The sequence below is a fragment of the Stappia indica genome (genome assembly GCF_001696535.1).
Classification (GTDB): Bacteria; Pseudomonadota; Alphaproteobacteria; order Rhizobiales; family Stappiaceae; genus Stappia; species Stappia indica.
Window position 1 is genome coordinate 476371 of sequence record NZ_MBQE01000002.1, and the last position, 15527, is coordinate 491897.

The 15527-nt window shown below is 67.4% G+C and carries 11 protein-coding genes and 1 CRISPR repeat array; all 11 genes read left to right on the plus strand.

All coding sequences use genetic code 11. From position 1 onward, the window contains the following. The first annotated feature begins 8 nt into the window (after nucleotides 1–8). The 11 genes from cas5c to BBX35_RS10140 all read left to right on the plus strand — a co-directional run bounded on the left by cas5c (nucleotide 9) and on the right by BBX35_RS10140 (nucleotide 15523). Nucleotides 9–674, plus strand: a complete 666-nt coding sequence (gene cas5c / locus BBX35_RS10090; protein ID WP_083206186.1) for a type I-C CRISPR-associated protein Cas5c — start codon at nucleotides 9–11, stop codon at nucleotides 672–674. Then, nucleotides 671–2482, plus strand: a complete 1812-nt coding sequence (cas8c, locus tag BBX35_RS10095) for a type I-C CRISPR-associated protein Cas8c/Csd1 (RefSeq protein WP_067219325.1) — start codon at nucleotides 671–673, stop codon at nucleotides 2480–2482. The genes cas5c and cas8c overlap by 4 nt, the downstream gene beginning before the upstream one ends. After that, nucleotides 2479–3432, plus strand: a complete 954-nt coding sequence (gene cas7c, locus BBX35_RS10100; protein WP_067219327.1) for a type I-C CRISPR-associated protein Cas7/Csd2 — start codon at nucleotides 2479–2481, stop codon at nucleotides 3430–3432. The genes cas8c and cas7c overlap by 4 nt, the downstream gene beginning before the upstream one ends. Nucleotides 3433–3469: 37 nt before the next feature. After that, nucleotides 3470–4114 (plus strand): CRISPR-associated protein Cas4, encoded by a 645-nt coding sequence (gene cas4, locus BBX35_RS10105; protein ID WP_067219330.1) that lies wholly within the window; start codon nucleotides 3470–3472, stop codon nucleotides 4112–4114. Next, complete coding sequence (gene cas1c / locus BBX35_RS10110; protein ID WP_067219333.1) at nucleotides 4111–5145, plus strand: type I-C CRISPR-associated endonuclease Cas1c; 1035 nt, start codon at nucleotides 4111–4113, stop codon at nucleotides 5143–5145. Before cas4 ends, cas1c begins: the two co-directional genes overlap by 4 nt. A 9-nt stretch (nucleotides 5146–5154) precedes the next feature. Then, complete coding sequence (cas2, locus tag BBX35_RS10115) at nucleotides 5155–5445, plus strand: CRISPR-associated endonuclease Cas2 (protein ID WP_067219336.1); 291 nt, start codon at nucleotides 5155–5157, stop codon at nucleotides 5443–5445. Nucleotides 5446–5628: 183 nt separating this feature from the next. After that, nucleotides 5629–7503: direct repeats of the CRISPR family, unit length 32 nt; unit sequence GTCGCCCCCCTCGCGGGGGCGCGGATCGAAAC. 203 nt (nucleotides 7504–7706) lie between these two features. Continuing rightward, nucleotides 7707–9113, plus strand: coding sequence for a sigma-54-dependent transcriptional regulator (locus BBX35_RS10120; RefSeq protein WP_067219344.1), 1407 nt, complete (start codon nucleotides 7707–7709; stop codon nucleotides 9111–9113). Between the two features lie 119 nt (nucleotides 9114–9232). Beyond that, nucleotides 9233–11152, plus strand: coding sequence for a sensor histidine kinase (locus BBX35_RS10125; protein ID WP_244271617.1), 1920 nt, complete (start codon nucleotides 9233–9235; stop codon nucleotides 11150–11152). Between the two features lie 341 nt (nucleotides 11153–11493). Continuing rightward, entirely contained in the window at nucleotides 11494–13239 is a 1746-nt protein-coding gene (locus BBX35_RS23895) for an OFA family MFS transporter (protein ID WP_067219349.1), read from the plus strand. Nucleotides 13240–13490: 251 nt separating this feature from the next. Then, on the plus strand, nucleotides 13491–13970 hold the full coding sequence (locus BBX35_RS10135; protein WP_067219351.1) for a formate dehydrogenase subunit gamma: 480 nt from the start codon (nucleotides 13491–13493) through the stop codon (nucleotides 13968–13970). Beyond that, the gene (locus BBX35_RS10140; protein WP_067219353.1) at nucleotides 13967–15523 is read left to right on the plus strand and encodes a formate dehydrogenase beta subunit; all 1557 of its coding nucleotides are present in this window, start codon (nucleotides 13967–13969) and stop codon (nucleotides 15521–15523) included. The genes BBX35_RS10135 and BBX35_RS10140 overlap by 4 nt, the downstream gene beginning before the upstream one ends. Nucleotides 15524–15527: the final 4 nt, after the last annotated feature.

Genomic DNA, 15527 nt, shown 5'->3' on the forward strand with positions numbered 1-15527 from the left:
AGGGGGCAGTGCCGTTCGGGATCCAACTTTTCGTTTCAGGCGACTACGCCTGCTTCACTAGGCCGGAAATGAAGGTCGAGCGCGTCTCCTATGACGTGATCACGCCGTCCGCCGCCCGGGGCATTCTGGAGGCCATCCACTGGAAGCCGGCGATCCGCTGGGTGATCGACGAGATCCGGGTGCTCAGGCCGATCCGCTTCCAGTCGATCCGCCGCAACGAGGTCGGGGCCAAGGCGCCGGTCGGCAAGATCCGCTCGGCGATGAAATCCGGCGAGATCGGCAGCCTGATGCTGGTGGCGGACGAAAACCGCCAGCAGCGCGCCGCCACCGTGCTGCACGATGTCGCCTATGTCATCTCGGCGCATTTCGAGCTGACGCCCAAGGCCGATGCGGGCGAGAACGAGGGCAAGCATCTCGACATCTTCAACCGGCGGGCGCGCAAGGGGCAGTGCTTCCATCAGCCGTGCCTTGGCACGCGCGAATTCGTCGCCGATTTCCGCCTGGTCGAGCCGGGCGAGAGCCTGCCGCAGCCGATCGCGGAAACGCGCGATCTCGGCTTCATGCTGTGGGACATAGACCATGCGGGCGGCGGCGGTAGCCTGTTTTTCCGGGCAAGGCTGGACAACGGCGTCGTGCGCGTGCCGCAGCCCGGTTCGGCGGAGATTTTGCGATGAGCATGCTGACGGCGCTGGTCGGCGTCTATGACCGCATGCTGGAGCGCGGCGAGGTGCCGCCCTTCGGCTACAGCCAGGAAAAGATCTCGTTTCTCGTCTCGCTGACCCGCGACGGCCGGCCGGCGATCGCGCCCGTCGATCTGCGCGAGGGGACGGGCCGCAAGCGCCTGCCGCGGATGATGGCGGTGCCGCGGCCGGAAAAGCGAACCTCCGGCATCGCGCCCAACTATCTCTGGGACAAGACCTCCTATGTGCTCGGGCTGACCGCCGGCGCGGGCAAGCGCACCGGCCAGGAACATGCGGCGTTCGTCGCCAGCCACCGGGAATGGCTCGCCGGGGCGCAGGATCCGGGGCTAACGGCGCTGCTCGCCTTCCTCTACTGGTGGCGGCCGGAGATGTTTGCCGATCTCGACTGGCCGGAGGAGATGAAGGACCAGAACATCGTCTTCGCGCTGGAGGAGGAGCGGCTGCGTGGCCTTTGCCTGCATGACCGGCCGGCCGCGCGGCGGATCTGGGAGCGGTTGCAGGCGGGAGGCACGGCGTCGCAGGCCGTATGCCTTGCCACCGGCACCGTCGGTCCGGTCGCGCGGTTGCATCCGGCGATCAAGGGCGTGTGGGGCGCGCAGTCGTCCGGCGCCTCCATCGTCTCGTTCAACCTCGATGCCTTCACCTCCTATGGACACGAGCAGGGCGACAATGCCCCGGTGTCGGAGGCGGCCGCGTTTGCCTATGTCGCCGCGCTCAACCGCTTCCTGGAGCGCGACAGCGGCCATCGTATCCAGGTCGGCGACGCTTCCACCGTCTTCTGGGCCGATGGCAGCGGCGCCGCTGTCGCCGAAGCCGTCTTCTCCGGCATCTTTGCAGAAGCGCCCGGCGGCGCGGCGATGGACAACGCCGTCGACGAGACTGTCGAAGCGGCCAAGGTCGGAACGATCCTGGACAAGATCCGCCAGGGCCTGCCGGTCGACGAGTTCCGCCCAGATCTGCCGCAGGGCGTGCGGTTCCATGTGCTCGGCCTTGCGCCCAATGCCGCGCGGCTGTCGGTGCGCTTCTATGTCGAGGACGAGTTCGCCGTGCTTGCCGAGCGCTATGCCCGCCATATCGCGCGGCTGCGGGTGGAGCCGGCGGCGAGGGACGCCGCGCCCTCCATGTGGCGGCTGCTGATCGAGACCGCCACCTTGCGCAAGTCGGAGAATATCCGTCCCAATCTTGCCGGCGAATGGATGCGCGCGATCCTGACGGATGCGCCCTATCCGCTGACGCTGATGTCCAGCGTGCTGGAGCGGCTGCGCGCCGATGGCGACGTCAACGCCTTGCGGGTCGGCATCCTGAAGTCCGTTCTCATCAGGAATTTCGCGAAAACGCTAAAGGGGGAGGTGCCCGTGTCACTGGACTTGGATTGCCGCGAGCCCGGCTATCTGCTTGGCCGGCTCTTCGCGGTCTACGAACAGGTGCAGACGGCGGCGCTCGGGCGCAACGTCAACGCCACCATCAAGGACAAGTATTACGGCGCGGCCTCGTCGCAGCCGCGCAAGGTGTTTGCACATCTCGCCTCGGGGTCGATGCCGCACCTGTCGCGGATTGGCAAGCAGCGCCCCGGACACCGCGTTGTGCTGGAGAGGACGATTGCCGAGATCATGGAGGTGATGAGCCCCGGCGACGATCCGTTCCCGGCGCATCTGCCCGACCGCCAGCAGTCGCTGTTCGCGCTCGGCTATTACCACCAGCGCAATGCGTTTTTCCTGAGCAAGAGCGACAAGACAGACAAGACCGGCGCGGCCGAGCCCGCCGGGGAGGATGCAGCATGACGGCCCTTTCCAATCGCCACGACATTGTTTTTCTGTTCGACGTGATCAACGGCAATCCGAACGGCGATCCCGATGCGGGCAACCTGCCGCGCATGGACCCGGAGACCAGCATGGGCCTGGTGTCGGATGTCAGCCTGAAGCGCAAGGTCCGCAACTACACCGAACTGGCGCGCGGCGAGGAGCCCGGTTACCGGATCTATGTGCAGGAGGGCTCGATCCTCAACGAGCAGCATCGCGAGGCCTATCGCGCGGTGCGCGGCGACAGTGAAAAGCTGACCAAGGAAGCCAAGCTCAATCCGCAGACGGACGATGAGGCGCGCGCCATCACCGGCTTCATGTGCGACAATTTCTTCGACGTGCGCGCCTTCGGTGCCGTGATGAGCACCGGCATCAATGCCGGCCAGGTGCGCGGGCCGGTGCAGATCGCCTTCGCCCGCTCGGTCGAGCCGATCCTGCCGCTGGAGATTTCCATCACCCGCATGGCGGCGACCACGGCGCGGGAGAAGGAGGACCGCGACAAGACGGGCGAGGGCGAGGAGCGGACGGAAAACCGCACCATGGGGCGCAAGCATATCGTGCCCTACGGCCTCTATCGCGCGCATGTCTTCGTCAACGCCGCGCTGGCCCGCAAGACCGGCTTCTCCGAAGGCGACCTGGAGCATCTGTTCGCCGCGTTGAAGACGATGTTCGAGCACGACCGCTCCGCCGCGCGCGGCGAGATGTCGGCGCGCCGCATCATTGCCTTCCGCCACGACAATGTTCTGGGTAATGCGCCGGCCCATGCCCTGTTCGACCGGGTCAGGATCGAGCGCGTGGTCGACGGCGAGGCCTATCCACTCGGGGACAGGCGGCTCGACAACATGCCGCCGGCCCGCGCCTTCTCCGACTATTCGGTCGTCGTCGACCGGGACGGGCTGCCGGACGGGGTGGAGATCCTCGACCTGCTGTAACGGGACGCGAGGGAGGGAACACGGGGGAGGGAGCACGATGGAACCGCCGGACCCGATCCCGATGTCGGCGCTGCAGCATGCGGTCTATTGCCTGCGGCAGGCGGCGCTGATCCATCTGGAGCGGCTGTGGGCCGACAACCGGTTCACGGCCGAGGGGCATGTCCTGCATGCGGTGACGGATCGTCCCGGCGGGCGCCGGGCGCGGGGGATCCGCCGGGCGAGCGGGCTTGCCCTTGCGAGCCGCCGCCTCGGCATCGCGGGCATTGCCGATCTGGTCGAGTTCCATGTCTCGCAAGATGGCGAGACACCCTATCCGGTCGAGTACAAGCGCGGAAAGGCGAAGCTGCACCGGGCCGACGAGGTGCAGCTTTGCGCCCAGGGCCTGTGCCTGGAGGAGATGACGGGCCGCCCGGTGCCGGCCGGTGCGCTGTTCTATGCGCAGACGAAGCGTCGGGTGGAGGTGCCCTTCGACGCGGACCTGCGCGCCTTGACGGAGCAGACGGTGGCGGATCTGCGGGTGGTGTTCGACGCCCGCGCAACGCCGCAGGCGATCTACCGGGCCGACCGCTGTCGCGCCTGTTCTCTGAGCGAGCTTTGCCGGCCGAAGCAGCTCGCAAGGCCGGTGTTGGCCTGGCGGGCGCGGCAGATCGAGCAACTCCTCCTGCCGGAGGCGCCGTCGTGAAAAAGCTGCTCAACACGCTGTACGTCACCACCGAGGGTGCAGCCCTGCGCAAGGATGGCGAGAACCTCGTCGCCGAGGTGGAAGGCGCGGAACGGGCGCGGGTGCCGTTCCACATGCTCGGCTCGGTCGTCGCGTTCGGGCCGGTTCTCGTGTCTCCCGCGCTGATGGGAGCCTGCGCGGCAAACGGCATTTCCCTCGTCCTGCTCGACAGGGTCGGCCGATTCCAGGCGCGCGTCGAAGGCCCCGTCGCCGGCAACGTGCTTCTGCGGCGGGCCCAATATGCCGCCAGCGAGGCGCCCGACGACATCGTCCGCAGCCTGGTGATGGGCAAGGTTGCCAACCAGCGCAGCGTGCTCCTGCGGCATTTGCGCGATCATGGTGAGGGGGACGGGCAGGAGCCCGCAGGAGCGATCTCCGCGGTGTGCGAGCGGCTGGCGCGGATCCTGCAACGGCTTGCCGCCGGTCTCACGGGGCTGGATCATCTGCGCGGGGCGGAAGGGGAGGCCGCCCAGCTGTACTTTTCCGTCTTCGGCCATCTGGTGCGGTCTCCGGATCCGGAGATCCGTTTTCTGGGCCGTTCCCGGCGTCCGCCGCTCGATCCGGTGAATGCGGTCCTGTCGTTCCTCTACACCCTGCTCACCCACGATTGCCGGAGTGCGGCCGAGAGCGTCGGGCTCGACCCGGCCGTCGGTTTCCTGCATCGCGACCGGCCGGGCCGCCCCAGCCTTGCCCTCGATCTGATGGAGGAGTTGCGCCCCGTCCTGGCGGACAGGCTCGCGCTTTCGTTGCTAAATCGCCGGCAGTTGCGGGCCCGCGATTTCGAAACGCGCGACGGCGGCGGCGTGCTGTTGACGGAGGAGGGGCGGCGCACTGTCCTGACCGCCTGGCAGGAGCGCAAGCGCGAGGAGCGTCTCCATCCCTTCCTGGACGAGAAAGCGCCGCTGGGGCTGGTGCCCTATCTACAGGCGCAGTTCCTGTCGCGTCATCTGCGCGGGGACCTCGATGCCTATCCGCCCTGGTTCTGGAAATAGGAGCGCGCCATGCTGGTTCTCGTGACATACGATGTCAGCACCGTCAGTGAGGGCGGGCCCGGGCGGTTGCGGCGGGTGGCGCGCGCCTGCCAGGACTATGGCCAGCGGGTGCAGAACTCCGTCTTTGAGGTCGAGGTCGATCCGGCCCTGTGGACCAAGCTCAAGGCGCGGCTGGAGAGCATCATCGACCCGCGTAGCGACAGTCTGCGCTACTATCATCTGGGCGCCAACTGGCAGCGCCGGGTGGAGCATGTGGGGGCAAAACCGGCAGCGGATCTCAACGGGCCGCTGATCGTCTAGTCGCCTGCGCGAACCTGAAGCGTGCCGAAAAAACCCGGCAGGTTCGCGCGGGAAACAGCTCATTGAAATTGTTAATCTTTTTTAGGGTCAGCAAGCTGCTGGCGCGGCTGCGGGATGCGGCGCCTTGCAGTTCGCGCCGGAGCTCGGGTTTCTTCTGCAAAAACCGCATGATACGAGCAGCCAGTCGCCCCCCTCGCGGGGGCGCGGATCGAAACGAAGACATAGGGAAGGAAAAGCACTACTCTCCGGGTCGCCCCCCTCGCGGGGGCGCGGATCGAAACGCTTCGTTCGACCCCCACCGCACCCAAATGCGCGGTCGCCCCCCTCGCGGGGGCGCGGATCGAAACCGCTGTCACGCATCATCCCGCGATGTCATCCAGGTCGCCCCCCTCGCGGGGGCGCGGATCGAAACATTTCTGAATGGCTCGAGGTCAGGCGGGGTCATAGTCGCCCCCCTCGCGGGGGCGCGGATCGAAACGCGTCATGGCCTATCTCGTGCCCATGCTCGCCCTCGTCGCCCCCCTCGCGGGGGCGCGGATCGAAACCGGCCGATAGAACCGGCCACCGATACGCGGCGGCGTCGCCCCCCTCGCGGGGGCGCGGATCGAAACCGCTCTACAAGTTCACCCGCGCGATCCTGTCAGGTCGCCCCCCTCGCGGGGGCGCGGATCGAAACCCCGTGAAACACTTGCGCCGCCGGCTTGTGAAACGTCGCCCCCCTCGCGGGGGCGCGGATCGAAACGGCGGCTTGTTGGTCGAAAGCACCAACAATTATGTCGCCCCCCTCGCGGGGGCGCGGATCGAAACGACTACGCAATCACCTCCGGCCCTTCTGCCGCGCGTCGCCCCCCTCGCGGGGGCGCGGATCGAAACAAGCCAGCTTTCAAGCCCGGTGCATCGAAGCGGGCGTCGCCCCCCTCGCGGGGGCGCGGATCGAAACGACAAGGCGCGCGCCGCGCTGGCTAAGGTCAAGGGTCGCCCCCCTCGCGGGGGCGCGGATCGAAACCTGTCTCGGCGGTGACGCGAGCTTTCAGGGTCGTCGCCCCCCTCGCGGGGGCGCGGATCGAAACCTTGAGGGCAAGAAGACGGTCCAGGTGCCGCTGAGTCGCCCCCCTCGCGGGGGCGCGGATCGAAACCTCTTCCGAGAAGAAGTCTTCCGTAATGTCCGTGTCGCCCCCCTCGCGGGGGCGCGGATCGAAACGGCACTATCGGCAGGCGATGGCGCAGCCGGAACCGTCGCCCCCCTCGCGGGGGCGCGGATCGAAACCATTGCCGAAGCCGCATCCGCGATTTGCTTCGCGGTCGCCCCCCTCGCGGGGGCGCGGATCGAAACCTTGAGGGCAAGAAGACGGTCCAGGTGCCGCTGAGTCGCCCCCCTCGCGGGGGCGCGGATCGAAACCGTACCGCGCGAAGGACGTTTTTGCGCCCACCGAGTCGCCCCCCTCGCGGGGGCGCGGATCGAAACCTGACCAAGGATCTTCTCGGTGCGCTCCTTGTCGTCGCCCCCCTCGCGGGGGCGCGGATCGAAACATGATGGTGGTGTCGGTGGCGTCCATCTGGACGTGTCGCCCCCCTCGCGGGGGCGCGGATCGAAACCCATGACCGAACCCGCCAAGAGCAACGGCATTGCGTCGCCCCCCTCGCGGGGGCGCGGATCGAAACTTGCCGGCCTGACCGCGCAGGCGCCGGCCGCGCGTCGCCCCCCTCGCGGGGGCGCGGATCGAAACGTCGACAAGAACGATGATTGGACCAAGCGTCAAAGTCGCCCCCCTCGCGGGGGCGCGGATCGAAACGCGGAAGCCATCAAGTCCCCTCCGGCCACAAGCCGTCGCCCCCCTCGCGGGGGCGCGGATCGAAACACCAAGATCATGCAGCGCCGGGCGCGGAACCCGGTCGCCCCCCTCGCGGGGGCGCGGATCGAAACCGCCCGTCATCTGCTGAGGTCTCGCGAGCCGAGGGTCGCCCCCCTCGCGGGGGCGCGGATCGAAACAACGAGGGCGCGCTCGACCAGCCGCTACGCTGGCGCGTCGCCCCCCTCTCGGGCGCGCGGATAGAAACCGGCCTGCGCGAGCGGGCTTTTCATGCGCGCAAGTCGCCCTCCTCGCGGGGGCGACCGCCCGCGCACTGCCGCCATCCTCTTTCCGTGCTGCCTGGTCACGTCCCGGTTGCGTTCTTGGGCGTTATGCGGCGCGCAACGGCTGTGCTATCTCTTGAGGAGAAATAGACACAGAACGACATAAAACTCCGGGGGGAGGGAGATCATGGGCACGGGATCGCTCAGGCGCGTAGCGGATGCATCGTCCGTCGATGCGGAGTTCGGGCCATGGTTGTCGCAGGCCGCGATCCTCATCGTCGACGACGAGCCCGGCATGCGCAATTTCCTGGTGAGGACGCTGGCGCCGCATTGCAAGCATATCGCGGAAGCGGAGGATGCTGCGGCCGCATCCGCGATGCTGGATCGGCATCATTTCGATGTGGTGATCCTCGACAACATCATGCCGGGCAAGACCGGCGTCGAATGGCTCGCCGAACAGCGGGAGATCGGCTTTTTCGCCCACGCGATTCTGATGACCGCCTATGCGGACCTGGAAACGGCGATCCAGGCGCTGCGGGCCGGTGCCGTCGATTTCGTGCTGAAGCCCTTCCGCTCCAACCAGATTCTCAACGCGGTGGCGCGCTGCCTCGACCGGGTGACCTTGCTGCGCGAAAACCAGCTGCTGCGTCACCAGCTGCAGGCGACCTCTGACCACCTGCTGCTGCGCGACAAGCTGATCGGCCATTCCAGCCAGATCGGCGAGATCCGCGAGACCATCGCCCGGGTTGCGCCGCTGCCGACCTCCGTGCTGATCACCGGCGAGTCCGGCACCGGCAAGGAAGTGGCCGCGCGCTCCATCCACGAGCTGTCGGACCGCGCCGCCAAGCCCTTCGTGCCGGTCAATTGCGCGGCGATCCCGGCCGATGTCATTGAGGCGGAGCTGTTCGGCCATCTGAAGGGCGCGTTCACGGGGGCGGCGTCCAACCGCGAGGGCCTGTTCATGCATGCGCAGGGCGGCACGCTGTTCCTCGACGAGATCGGCGAGCTGCCGATGCCGCTGCAGAGCAAACTGCTGCGGGCCATCGAGGACCGGCGGGTGCGGCCCATCGGGTCCGAACGCGAGGTGCCGGTCGACCTGCGGTTCGTCTTCGCGACCAATGCGGACCTGGAGCGCGAGGTGGAGGCGGGGCGGTTCCGGGCGGACCTGTTCTACCGGATCAACGTGCTGCAGATCGAGATGCCGCCGCTGCGCGAGCGCGGGGACGACATTCTCGAACTGGCCGAACTGTTCATGAGCAAGCTTGCCGTGCAGCTCGGCATGCCGCCCGTGCCCATCGGGCCGGATGTGGTCGCCGGCCTGCGGGCCTACGAGTGGCCGGGCAATGTCCGCGAGCTGCGCAACATGATCGAGCGCTCGCTGATCCTCGGCCGGTTTCCGGCGGAGCTGACCCGCAAGACGGACACTCAACCGATTGCGCCGGCGCCGAGCCGGACGGATCTTCTGGAGGATATCGAGCGCCGGCACATCCTGTCGGTTCTGGACGAATGCGAGGGCAATCGCGCGGAAGCCGCGCGCCGGCTCGGCATCTCGCGCAAGACCATCGACCGCAAGCTCGTGGACTGGAATGGCTGAGCTGGAGGAGGGGCGAAGGGGCCGTGCTGCACGGCGGCCGCCTGTCGGTCCGGGTGCGCCTGCTCGCCATTGCCTTGTTGCCGACGCTGGTGGTGCTGCCGCTCTTCCTCGGCTGGGCGATGGTGCGTTGGAACTCCAAGTTCGACGCCTTGCTCAAGACCAAGGTGAATGCCGATCTCACGGTCGCGCACCAGTATTTCACCCGTATCCTGGAGGACACCGGCGAGCGTCTCGATGCGCTCGGCAAGTCGGCGGAGTTCCGCGACATCGTCTCTGCACGCGATGGCACCGCTCTGGCAGCGCTGCTGGAGCGCAGCCGCGCGCAAATGGGCCTCGATTTTCTCTATCTCGTCGGCAAGGACGGCAGCGTCCGCGCGGTCTCGCCGGCCGGGGCGCGTCCGCCGACGGGCCGGGACTGGCCGGTGGTCGAGCGGGCGATGGCCGGTGCCCCGTCCAGCAGCGTCGACATTTTCGAGGGCGAGGACCTTGCCGGCATCTCGCCTGATCTCGCAGTGCGCGCGAGCCTCGACCTGATCGCGACGCCGAACGCGGTGCCGACGCAGCGCACCGCCGAGACGCGGGGCATGGTGGTGCATTCGGCCAGTCCGGCACGGCTGCCGGATGCCTCGTCCGCAGCGCTGGTCGGCGGCATCCTGCTCAACCAGAACCTCGTCTTCATCGACACGATCAATGATCTCGTCTACCGCGAGGCGAGCCTGCCGGAGGGCAGCCAGGGCACCGCCACCCTGTTCCTGGAGGATGTGCGGATCAGCACCAATGTCCGCCTGTTCGAGAACCGCCGGGCGCTGGGCACGCGGGTCTCGGCGGCGGTGCGCGAGCGCGTCCTTGGCCGGGGCGAGGTCTGGCTCGACAGCGCCTTCGTCGTGAACGACTGGTACATCTCCGCCTATGAGCCGATCACGGACAGCCGCGGGGAACGGGTCGGCATGCTCTATGTCGGTTTTCTCGAAACGCCGTTCCAGAAGGAGAAGGTCGCAACGCTCGCCGCCGTTCTCATCGGCTTCCTTCTGGTGACGGCGGGCAGCGTGCCTTTGTTCCTGCGCTGGGCCCGCGGCGTGTTCAAACCGCTGGAGCGGATGACGGACACCATCGCGCGGGTGGAGCACGGGGACCTTGGCGCACGCACGCGCCCGGGCGGGGGCAGCGACGAGATCGCCCGGGTCGCGCAGCATCTCGACCATCTCCTGGACCAGGTGCAGGAGAGCGACCGGCAGCTGCGGTCCTGGAACGAGGAGCTGAATGCCCGGGTGGAGGAGCGCACGCGCGACCTGATGCAGGCCAACCGGCAGCTCGAGGAAACCACCAAGCAGCTGATCATGTCGGAAAAGCTCGCCGCCATCGGCGAGATCACCGCCGGCGTCGCGCATGAGATCAACAATCCCATCGCCGTCATCCAGGGCAATCTGGAGGTGTTGCGGATGCTGCTCGGCGAGCATGCGAAGGTCGCCGGGACGGAGATCCGGCTGATCGACGAGCAGGTCCACCGGATCAACCAGATCGTGATGAAGCTGCTACAGTTCGCCAAGCCCGACGAATATGCCGGCTATGCCGACCGGCATGCGCCCGACGAGGTGATTTCCGACTGTCTGCCGCTGGTGCGCCATCTCCTGCGGCGCACGGAGATCGAGGTGGTGCGCGAGATGCGGGCGACCCGCGCCATCCTGATGAACCGGACCGAGTTGCAGCAGGTGCTGATCAATCTGATCGTCAACGCCATCCATGCGATGCCGCAGGGCGGGCGGCTGTCGCTGGCCACCGCCGACACGCAGCGCGATGGGGTTCCGGGAGTGACGGTCGAGGTCGCCGATACGGGCGTCGGCATGAGCGAGGAGGTGCTCTCCCGCGTCTTCGACCCGTTCTACACGACCAAGAGCCGGCAGGGGACGGGTCTCGGCCTGTCCATCACCCAGACGCTGGTCAGCCGGCAGGGCGGCGAGATCCGGGTCCGCAGCGCGCCGGGAGCGGGCACCGTCTTCACCATCTGGCTGCCCGAGGAGCCGCTGGCCGGCGCCTCCTGATCCTTCGGACAAAATGTCCAACCTCCGCGGGCGTGGAGGCGGACGCGAGTGGACAAAATGTCCGCAACGCGCGGGTCTTTTCTATCAAGTCATTGAAAAACCGCCGTCATCCAAACTGGCGCCGAACTTGCGACGGGGGATGCGCTGTCTGGACGCGGGCCGCCCGAGCGGGCGGTCTGGCGCGGGTCTGCAGGACGGGAGGTCCTGCAGGGCGCGGGGGGCAGGCAGCAGGCATCCGGTTCCGCAAAGGAGCCGGCCGGCGACTGCCGACGATCCGGTCAACGGCGCGGCACGCGGTCCGGAACTGCCTCGACAACCGTGCACGGGAGGAAAATAGGTGCATGTTTGACTGGCTGAAAAAGGAACACATCGTCGCAGAGGACGGCTTCAACCGCTGGAAGGTTCCGCCGGCGTCCATTGCCATCCACCTGTGCATCGGCTCCGTCTACGCATGGAGCATCTTCAACCCGCCGCTGATCAAGCAGTTCGGCGTCGTGGCCGCAGCGCCCGGCGACTGGAGCCTGTCGTCGGTCGTGTGGATATTCTCGGTCGCCATTGTCTTTCTCGGCCTGTCGGCGGCCTTTGCCGGCAAGTGGCTGGAGGAAGTCGGCCCGCGCATGGTCGGCGTCGTGGCCGCGCTGTGTTGGGGCGGCGGCTTCCTGATCGGCGGCCTCGGCATCATGACGCACCAGCTGTGGCTGCTCTATCTGGGCTACGGCGTGCTCGGCGGCTGCGGTCTCGGCCTCGGCTATGTCTCGCCGGTGTCGACGCTCATCCGCTGGTTCCCTGACCGTCGCGGCATGGCGACGGGCATGGCCATCATGGGCTTCGGCGGCGGCGCGATGATCGCGACGCCGATCAAGGAGTGGCTGCTCGGCGTGTTCTACAAGGCGCCGGACTATCTCGGTCCGCTCGGATCCATCGATCTGGTCACCGAGGGCGGTCGCCGCCTTGCGGAGGTCAACGGCCAGTTGGTCGAGGTGGTGCTTGCCGGAGCCAAGGAAGTGGCGGCCGCACCGGTCGCGCTGCAGGAAGGCATCTATGTCGCCGGTACCGGCAACACGGGCGCCGCCGGCACCTTCTTCACCCTGGGCATCGTCTATCTGGTGGTGATGATCATCGCGGCCTTCTCGTACCGCGTGCCGCGCGAGGGCTGGCGCCCGGCCGGCTGGACGCCGCCGACGGCGGATGCAGCCTCGCGCAAGATGATCACCCAGAACAACGTCCATATCGACCAGGCGCTGAAGACGCCGCAGTTCTACCTGTTGTGGATCGTGCTGTGCTTCAACGTCACCGCCGGCATCGGCGTGATCGGCGTCGCCAAGACGATGATGTCGGAGATTTTTGGCACCACCTTGCCGTTGATCGTGAACTCCGCCTTCGCGGCGACCTACGTGTTCATGATCTCGGTGTTCAACATGGTCGGCCGGTTCTTCTGGGCGTCCACGTCGGACTATATCGGCCGCAAGAACACCTATCACTGCTTCTTCGTGCTCGGCACCCTGCTGTACCTGTCCATCCCGTTCGCGGCGGCACAGGTCAGCGTGGATCCGGCGGTGACCTGGCTGGTGATGTTCTACGGCGCCACCATGATCATCTTCACGATGTATGGCGGCGGTTTCGCGACGATCCCGGCCTATCTCGCCGATATCTTCGGGACCAAGTATGTCGGCGGCATCCATGGACGCCTGTTGACCGCCTGGAGCACCGCCGGCGTTCTGGGGCCGCTCGCCATCACCGAGCTGCGCAACATGTCGCTCAACAGCGCCTTGCGGGACCTTGCGTCCAAGGTGGATCCGCAGGCCTTCGCGCAGAAGTTCGGCGCGGGCATCGACCAGCTCGACCAGCTGGTCGCGGCAAAGACGGTGACGGTGGCGCAGCTGATGGAGATCGCGCCGGCTGGTACGGTCGACCCGACGCCGAGCCTCTACAACACCACCATGTATGCCATGGCGGCACTGCTGGTGATCGCGCTGGTGGCCAATGCCCTAGTGCGGCCGGTCGATGCCAGGCACCACATGGAGAGCGCCGCGGGTGCGGGTGCGAAGGACGCAAGCCCCGAGGGCGCGCAGCCGGCCAAGGCCTGAGGCGATCCCACGGTCCGGGGCGCCAGCGCCCCGGACCTCCTTGCTGCTGTTTTCGCGATCCTGCTTTGCGCGCCGGTCATCCGGCGCGGCCGACCCCGCGCATCCTCAGCGGAGCGGGCGGGAGAGTGCGTAAAAGTGGAGTATTTTGCTCATCTATAGGGATGTGCAATCGCACAACGGAACAGCGATGTTGATGTTTCTTCGCGCATTTCGGACTTTCCGGGAAGCGGGCGAGGCGAGGGAGAAAACGCATGTCATTGCAATTGTCGTCACGACAGGTCGCGGAACGGACGCTGGCGGTCGTGGAGGACCTTGCTGAACTCGAGGGACCGCTTCTGCCGATCCTGCACGAGGTGCAGAAGGAGTTCGGCTGCGTGCCCGATGAGGCGCTGCGCACCATTGCAGAGGAGCTCAACCTGAGCCGGGCCGAGGTGCACGGGGTGATGAGCTTCTATCATGATTTCCGCAAGGAGCCGACGGGTCGCCATGTGCTGAAGATCTGCCGGGCCGAGGCCTGCCAGTCCATGGGCGGCGATGCGCTTGCCGACGGCGTGCGTTCCGCGCTCGGCATCGACTGGCACGAGACCACGCCCGACGGGCGGGTCACGCTGGAGCCGGTCTATTGCCTCGGCCTGTGTTCCTGCGCGCCGGCGGCGATGCTCGATGGCGAGTTGCACGGGCGGCTGGACGAGGCGGCGATGAGCGAACTGGTGAAGGAGACAGGCCGATGACCCCGGTGATCTTCGTTCCCAGGGACGCGGCGGCGCTTGCCGTCGGTGCCGACCGGGTTGCTGGTGCAATCGCGCGCGAGCTCTCCGCCCGCGGTATCGAAGCCAGGATCGTTCGCAACGGTTCGCGCGGCATGCATTGGCTGGAGCCGCTGGTCGAGGTGCGCACCGCCCATGGCCGTGTCGCCTATGGCCCTGTCACCGAAAAGGATGTGCCCGGCCTGTTCGAGGCCGGGTTCCTGGACGGCGGCGAGCATCCGCTGTTCCATGGCGAGACCAAGGAAATTCCCTTCCTCAAGAGCCAGACCCGGCTGACCTTTGCCCGTGTCGGCGTCACCGACCCGCTCTCGCTGGAGGACTATCGCCACTACAAGGGCCTGCGCGGGCTGCAGAACGCGGTCGCCATGGAGCCGGCGGATATCGTGGCGCAAGTGACCGAGAGCGGGCTGCGCGGCCGCGGCGGCGCCGGTTTTCCCACCGGCATCAAGTGGAACACCGTCCTGAAGGCCGAGGCCGACCGCAAGTACATCGTCTGCAACGCGGACGAGGGTGACAGCGGCACCTTCGCCGACCGGATGATCATGGAGGGCGATCCCTTCGTGCTCATCGAGGGCATGGCCATTGCCGGCATCGCGACCGGGGCGACCAAGGGCTACATCTACACGCGCTCCGAATATCCGCATGCCATCGAGATCATGCGCGAGGCGGTCGAGATCGCCCGCCGGGAAGGCATTCTCGGCGCATCGGTGCTTGGCTCGCGGCATGCCTTCGACATGGAAGTGCGCGTGGGCGCCGGCGCCTATGTCTGCGGCGAGGAGACCTCGCTGCTCAACAGCCTGGAAGGCAAGCGCGGCATCGTGCGGGCCAAGCCGCCTCTGCCGGCGCTGGAAGGCCTGTTCGGCCGGCCGACGGTGGTCAACAACGTGCTCTCGCTGGCCTCCGTGCCGGTGATCATGGACCGGGGCGCTGCCTTCTACCGCGACTTCGGCGTCGGCCGCTCGCGCGGCACGATGCCGATCCAGCTCGCCGGCAACATCCGCCATGGCGGCCTCTACGAGACCGCCTTCGGCGTGACGCTGGGCACCCTGGTCAACGAGATCGGCGGCGGCACGGCGAACGGCCGCCCGGTCCGCGCGGTGCAGGTCGGGGGGCCGCTCGGGGCCTATTTCCCGCCCTCGCTGTTCGACACGCCGTTCGACTACGAGGCCTTCGCGGCACAGGACGGCCTGATCGGCCATGCCGGCATCGTTGTCTTCGACGACACCGTCGACATGCTGAAGCAGGCGCGGTTCGCCATGGAGTTCTGCGCGATCGAGAGCTGCGGCAAGTGCACGCCGTGCCGGATCGGCGCCGTGCGCGGCGTCGAGACGCTGAACAAGATCGCGGGCGGCGAGCGCTCTGACGAGCAGGTCGACCTGCTGAAGGACCTTTGCGACACGATGAAGGCCGGCTCGCTCTGCGCGCTCGGCGGCTTCACGCCCTATCCGGTCCTCAGCGCGCTCACCCATTTCCCCCAGGATTTCACCCCCCGGCCGATGGCCGAAGCGGCGGAGTAAACCC

What these genes read in the sequence shown, in the direction of transcription:
- cas8c (WP_067219325.1), top strand. Translation starts at nt 671, where the DNA reads ATGAGCATGCTGACGGCGCTGGTCGGCGTCTATGACCGCATGCTGGAG.
- cas7c (WP_067219327.1), top strand. Translation starts at nt 2,479, where the DNA reads ATGACGGCCCTTTCCAATCGCCACGACATTGTTTTTCTGTTCGACGTG.
- cas4 (WP_067219330.1), top strand. Translation starts at nt 3,470, where the DNA reads ATGGAACCGCCGGACCCGATCCCGATGTCGGCGCTGCAGCATGCGGTC.
- cas2 (WP_067219336.1), top strand. Translation starts at nt 5,155, where the DNA reads ATGCTGGTTCTCGTGACATACGATGTCAGCACCGTCAGTGAGGGCGGG.
- BBX35_RS10120 (WP_067219344.1), top strand. Translation starts at nt 7,707, where the DNA reads ATGGGCACGGGATCGCTCAGGCGCGTAGCGGATGCATCGTCCGTCGAT.
- BBX35_RS10125 (WP_244271617.1), top strand. Translation starts at nt 9,233, where the DNA reads ATGGTGCGTTGGAACTCCAAGTTCGACGCCTTGCTCAAGACCAAGGTG.
- BBX35_RS23895 (WP_067219349.1), top strand. Translation starts at nt 11,494, where the DNA reads ATGTTTGACTGGCTGAAAAAGGAACACATCGTCGCAGAGGACGGCTTC.
- BBX35_RS10135 (WP_067219351.1), top strand. Translation starts at nt 13,491, where the DNA reads ATGTCATTGCAATTGTCGTCACGACAGGTCGCGGAACGGACGCTGGCG.
- BBX35_RS10140 (WP_067219353.1), top strand. Translation starts at nt 13,967, where the DNA reads ATGACCCCGGTGATCTTCGTTCCCAGGGACGCGGCGGCGCTTGCCGTC.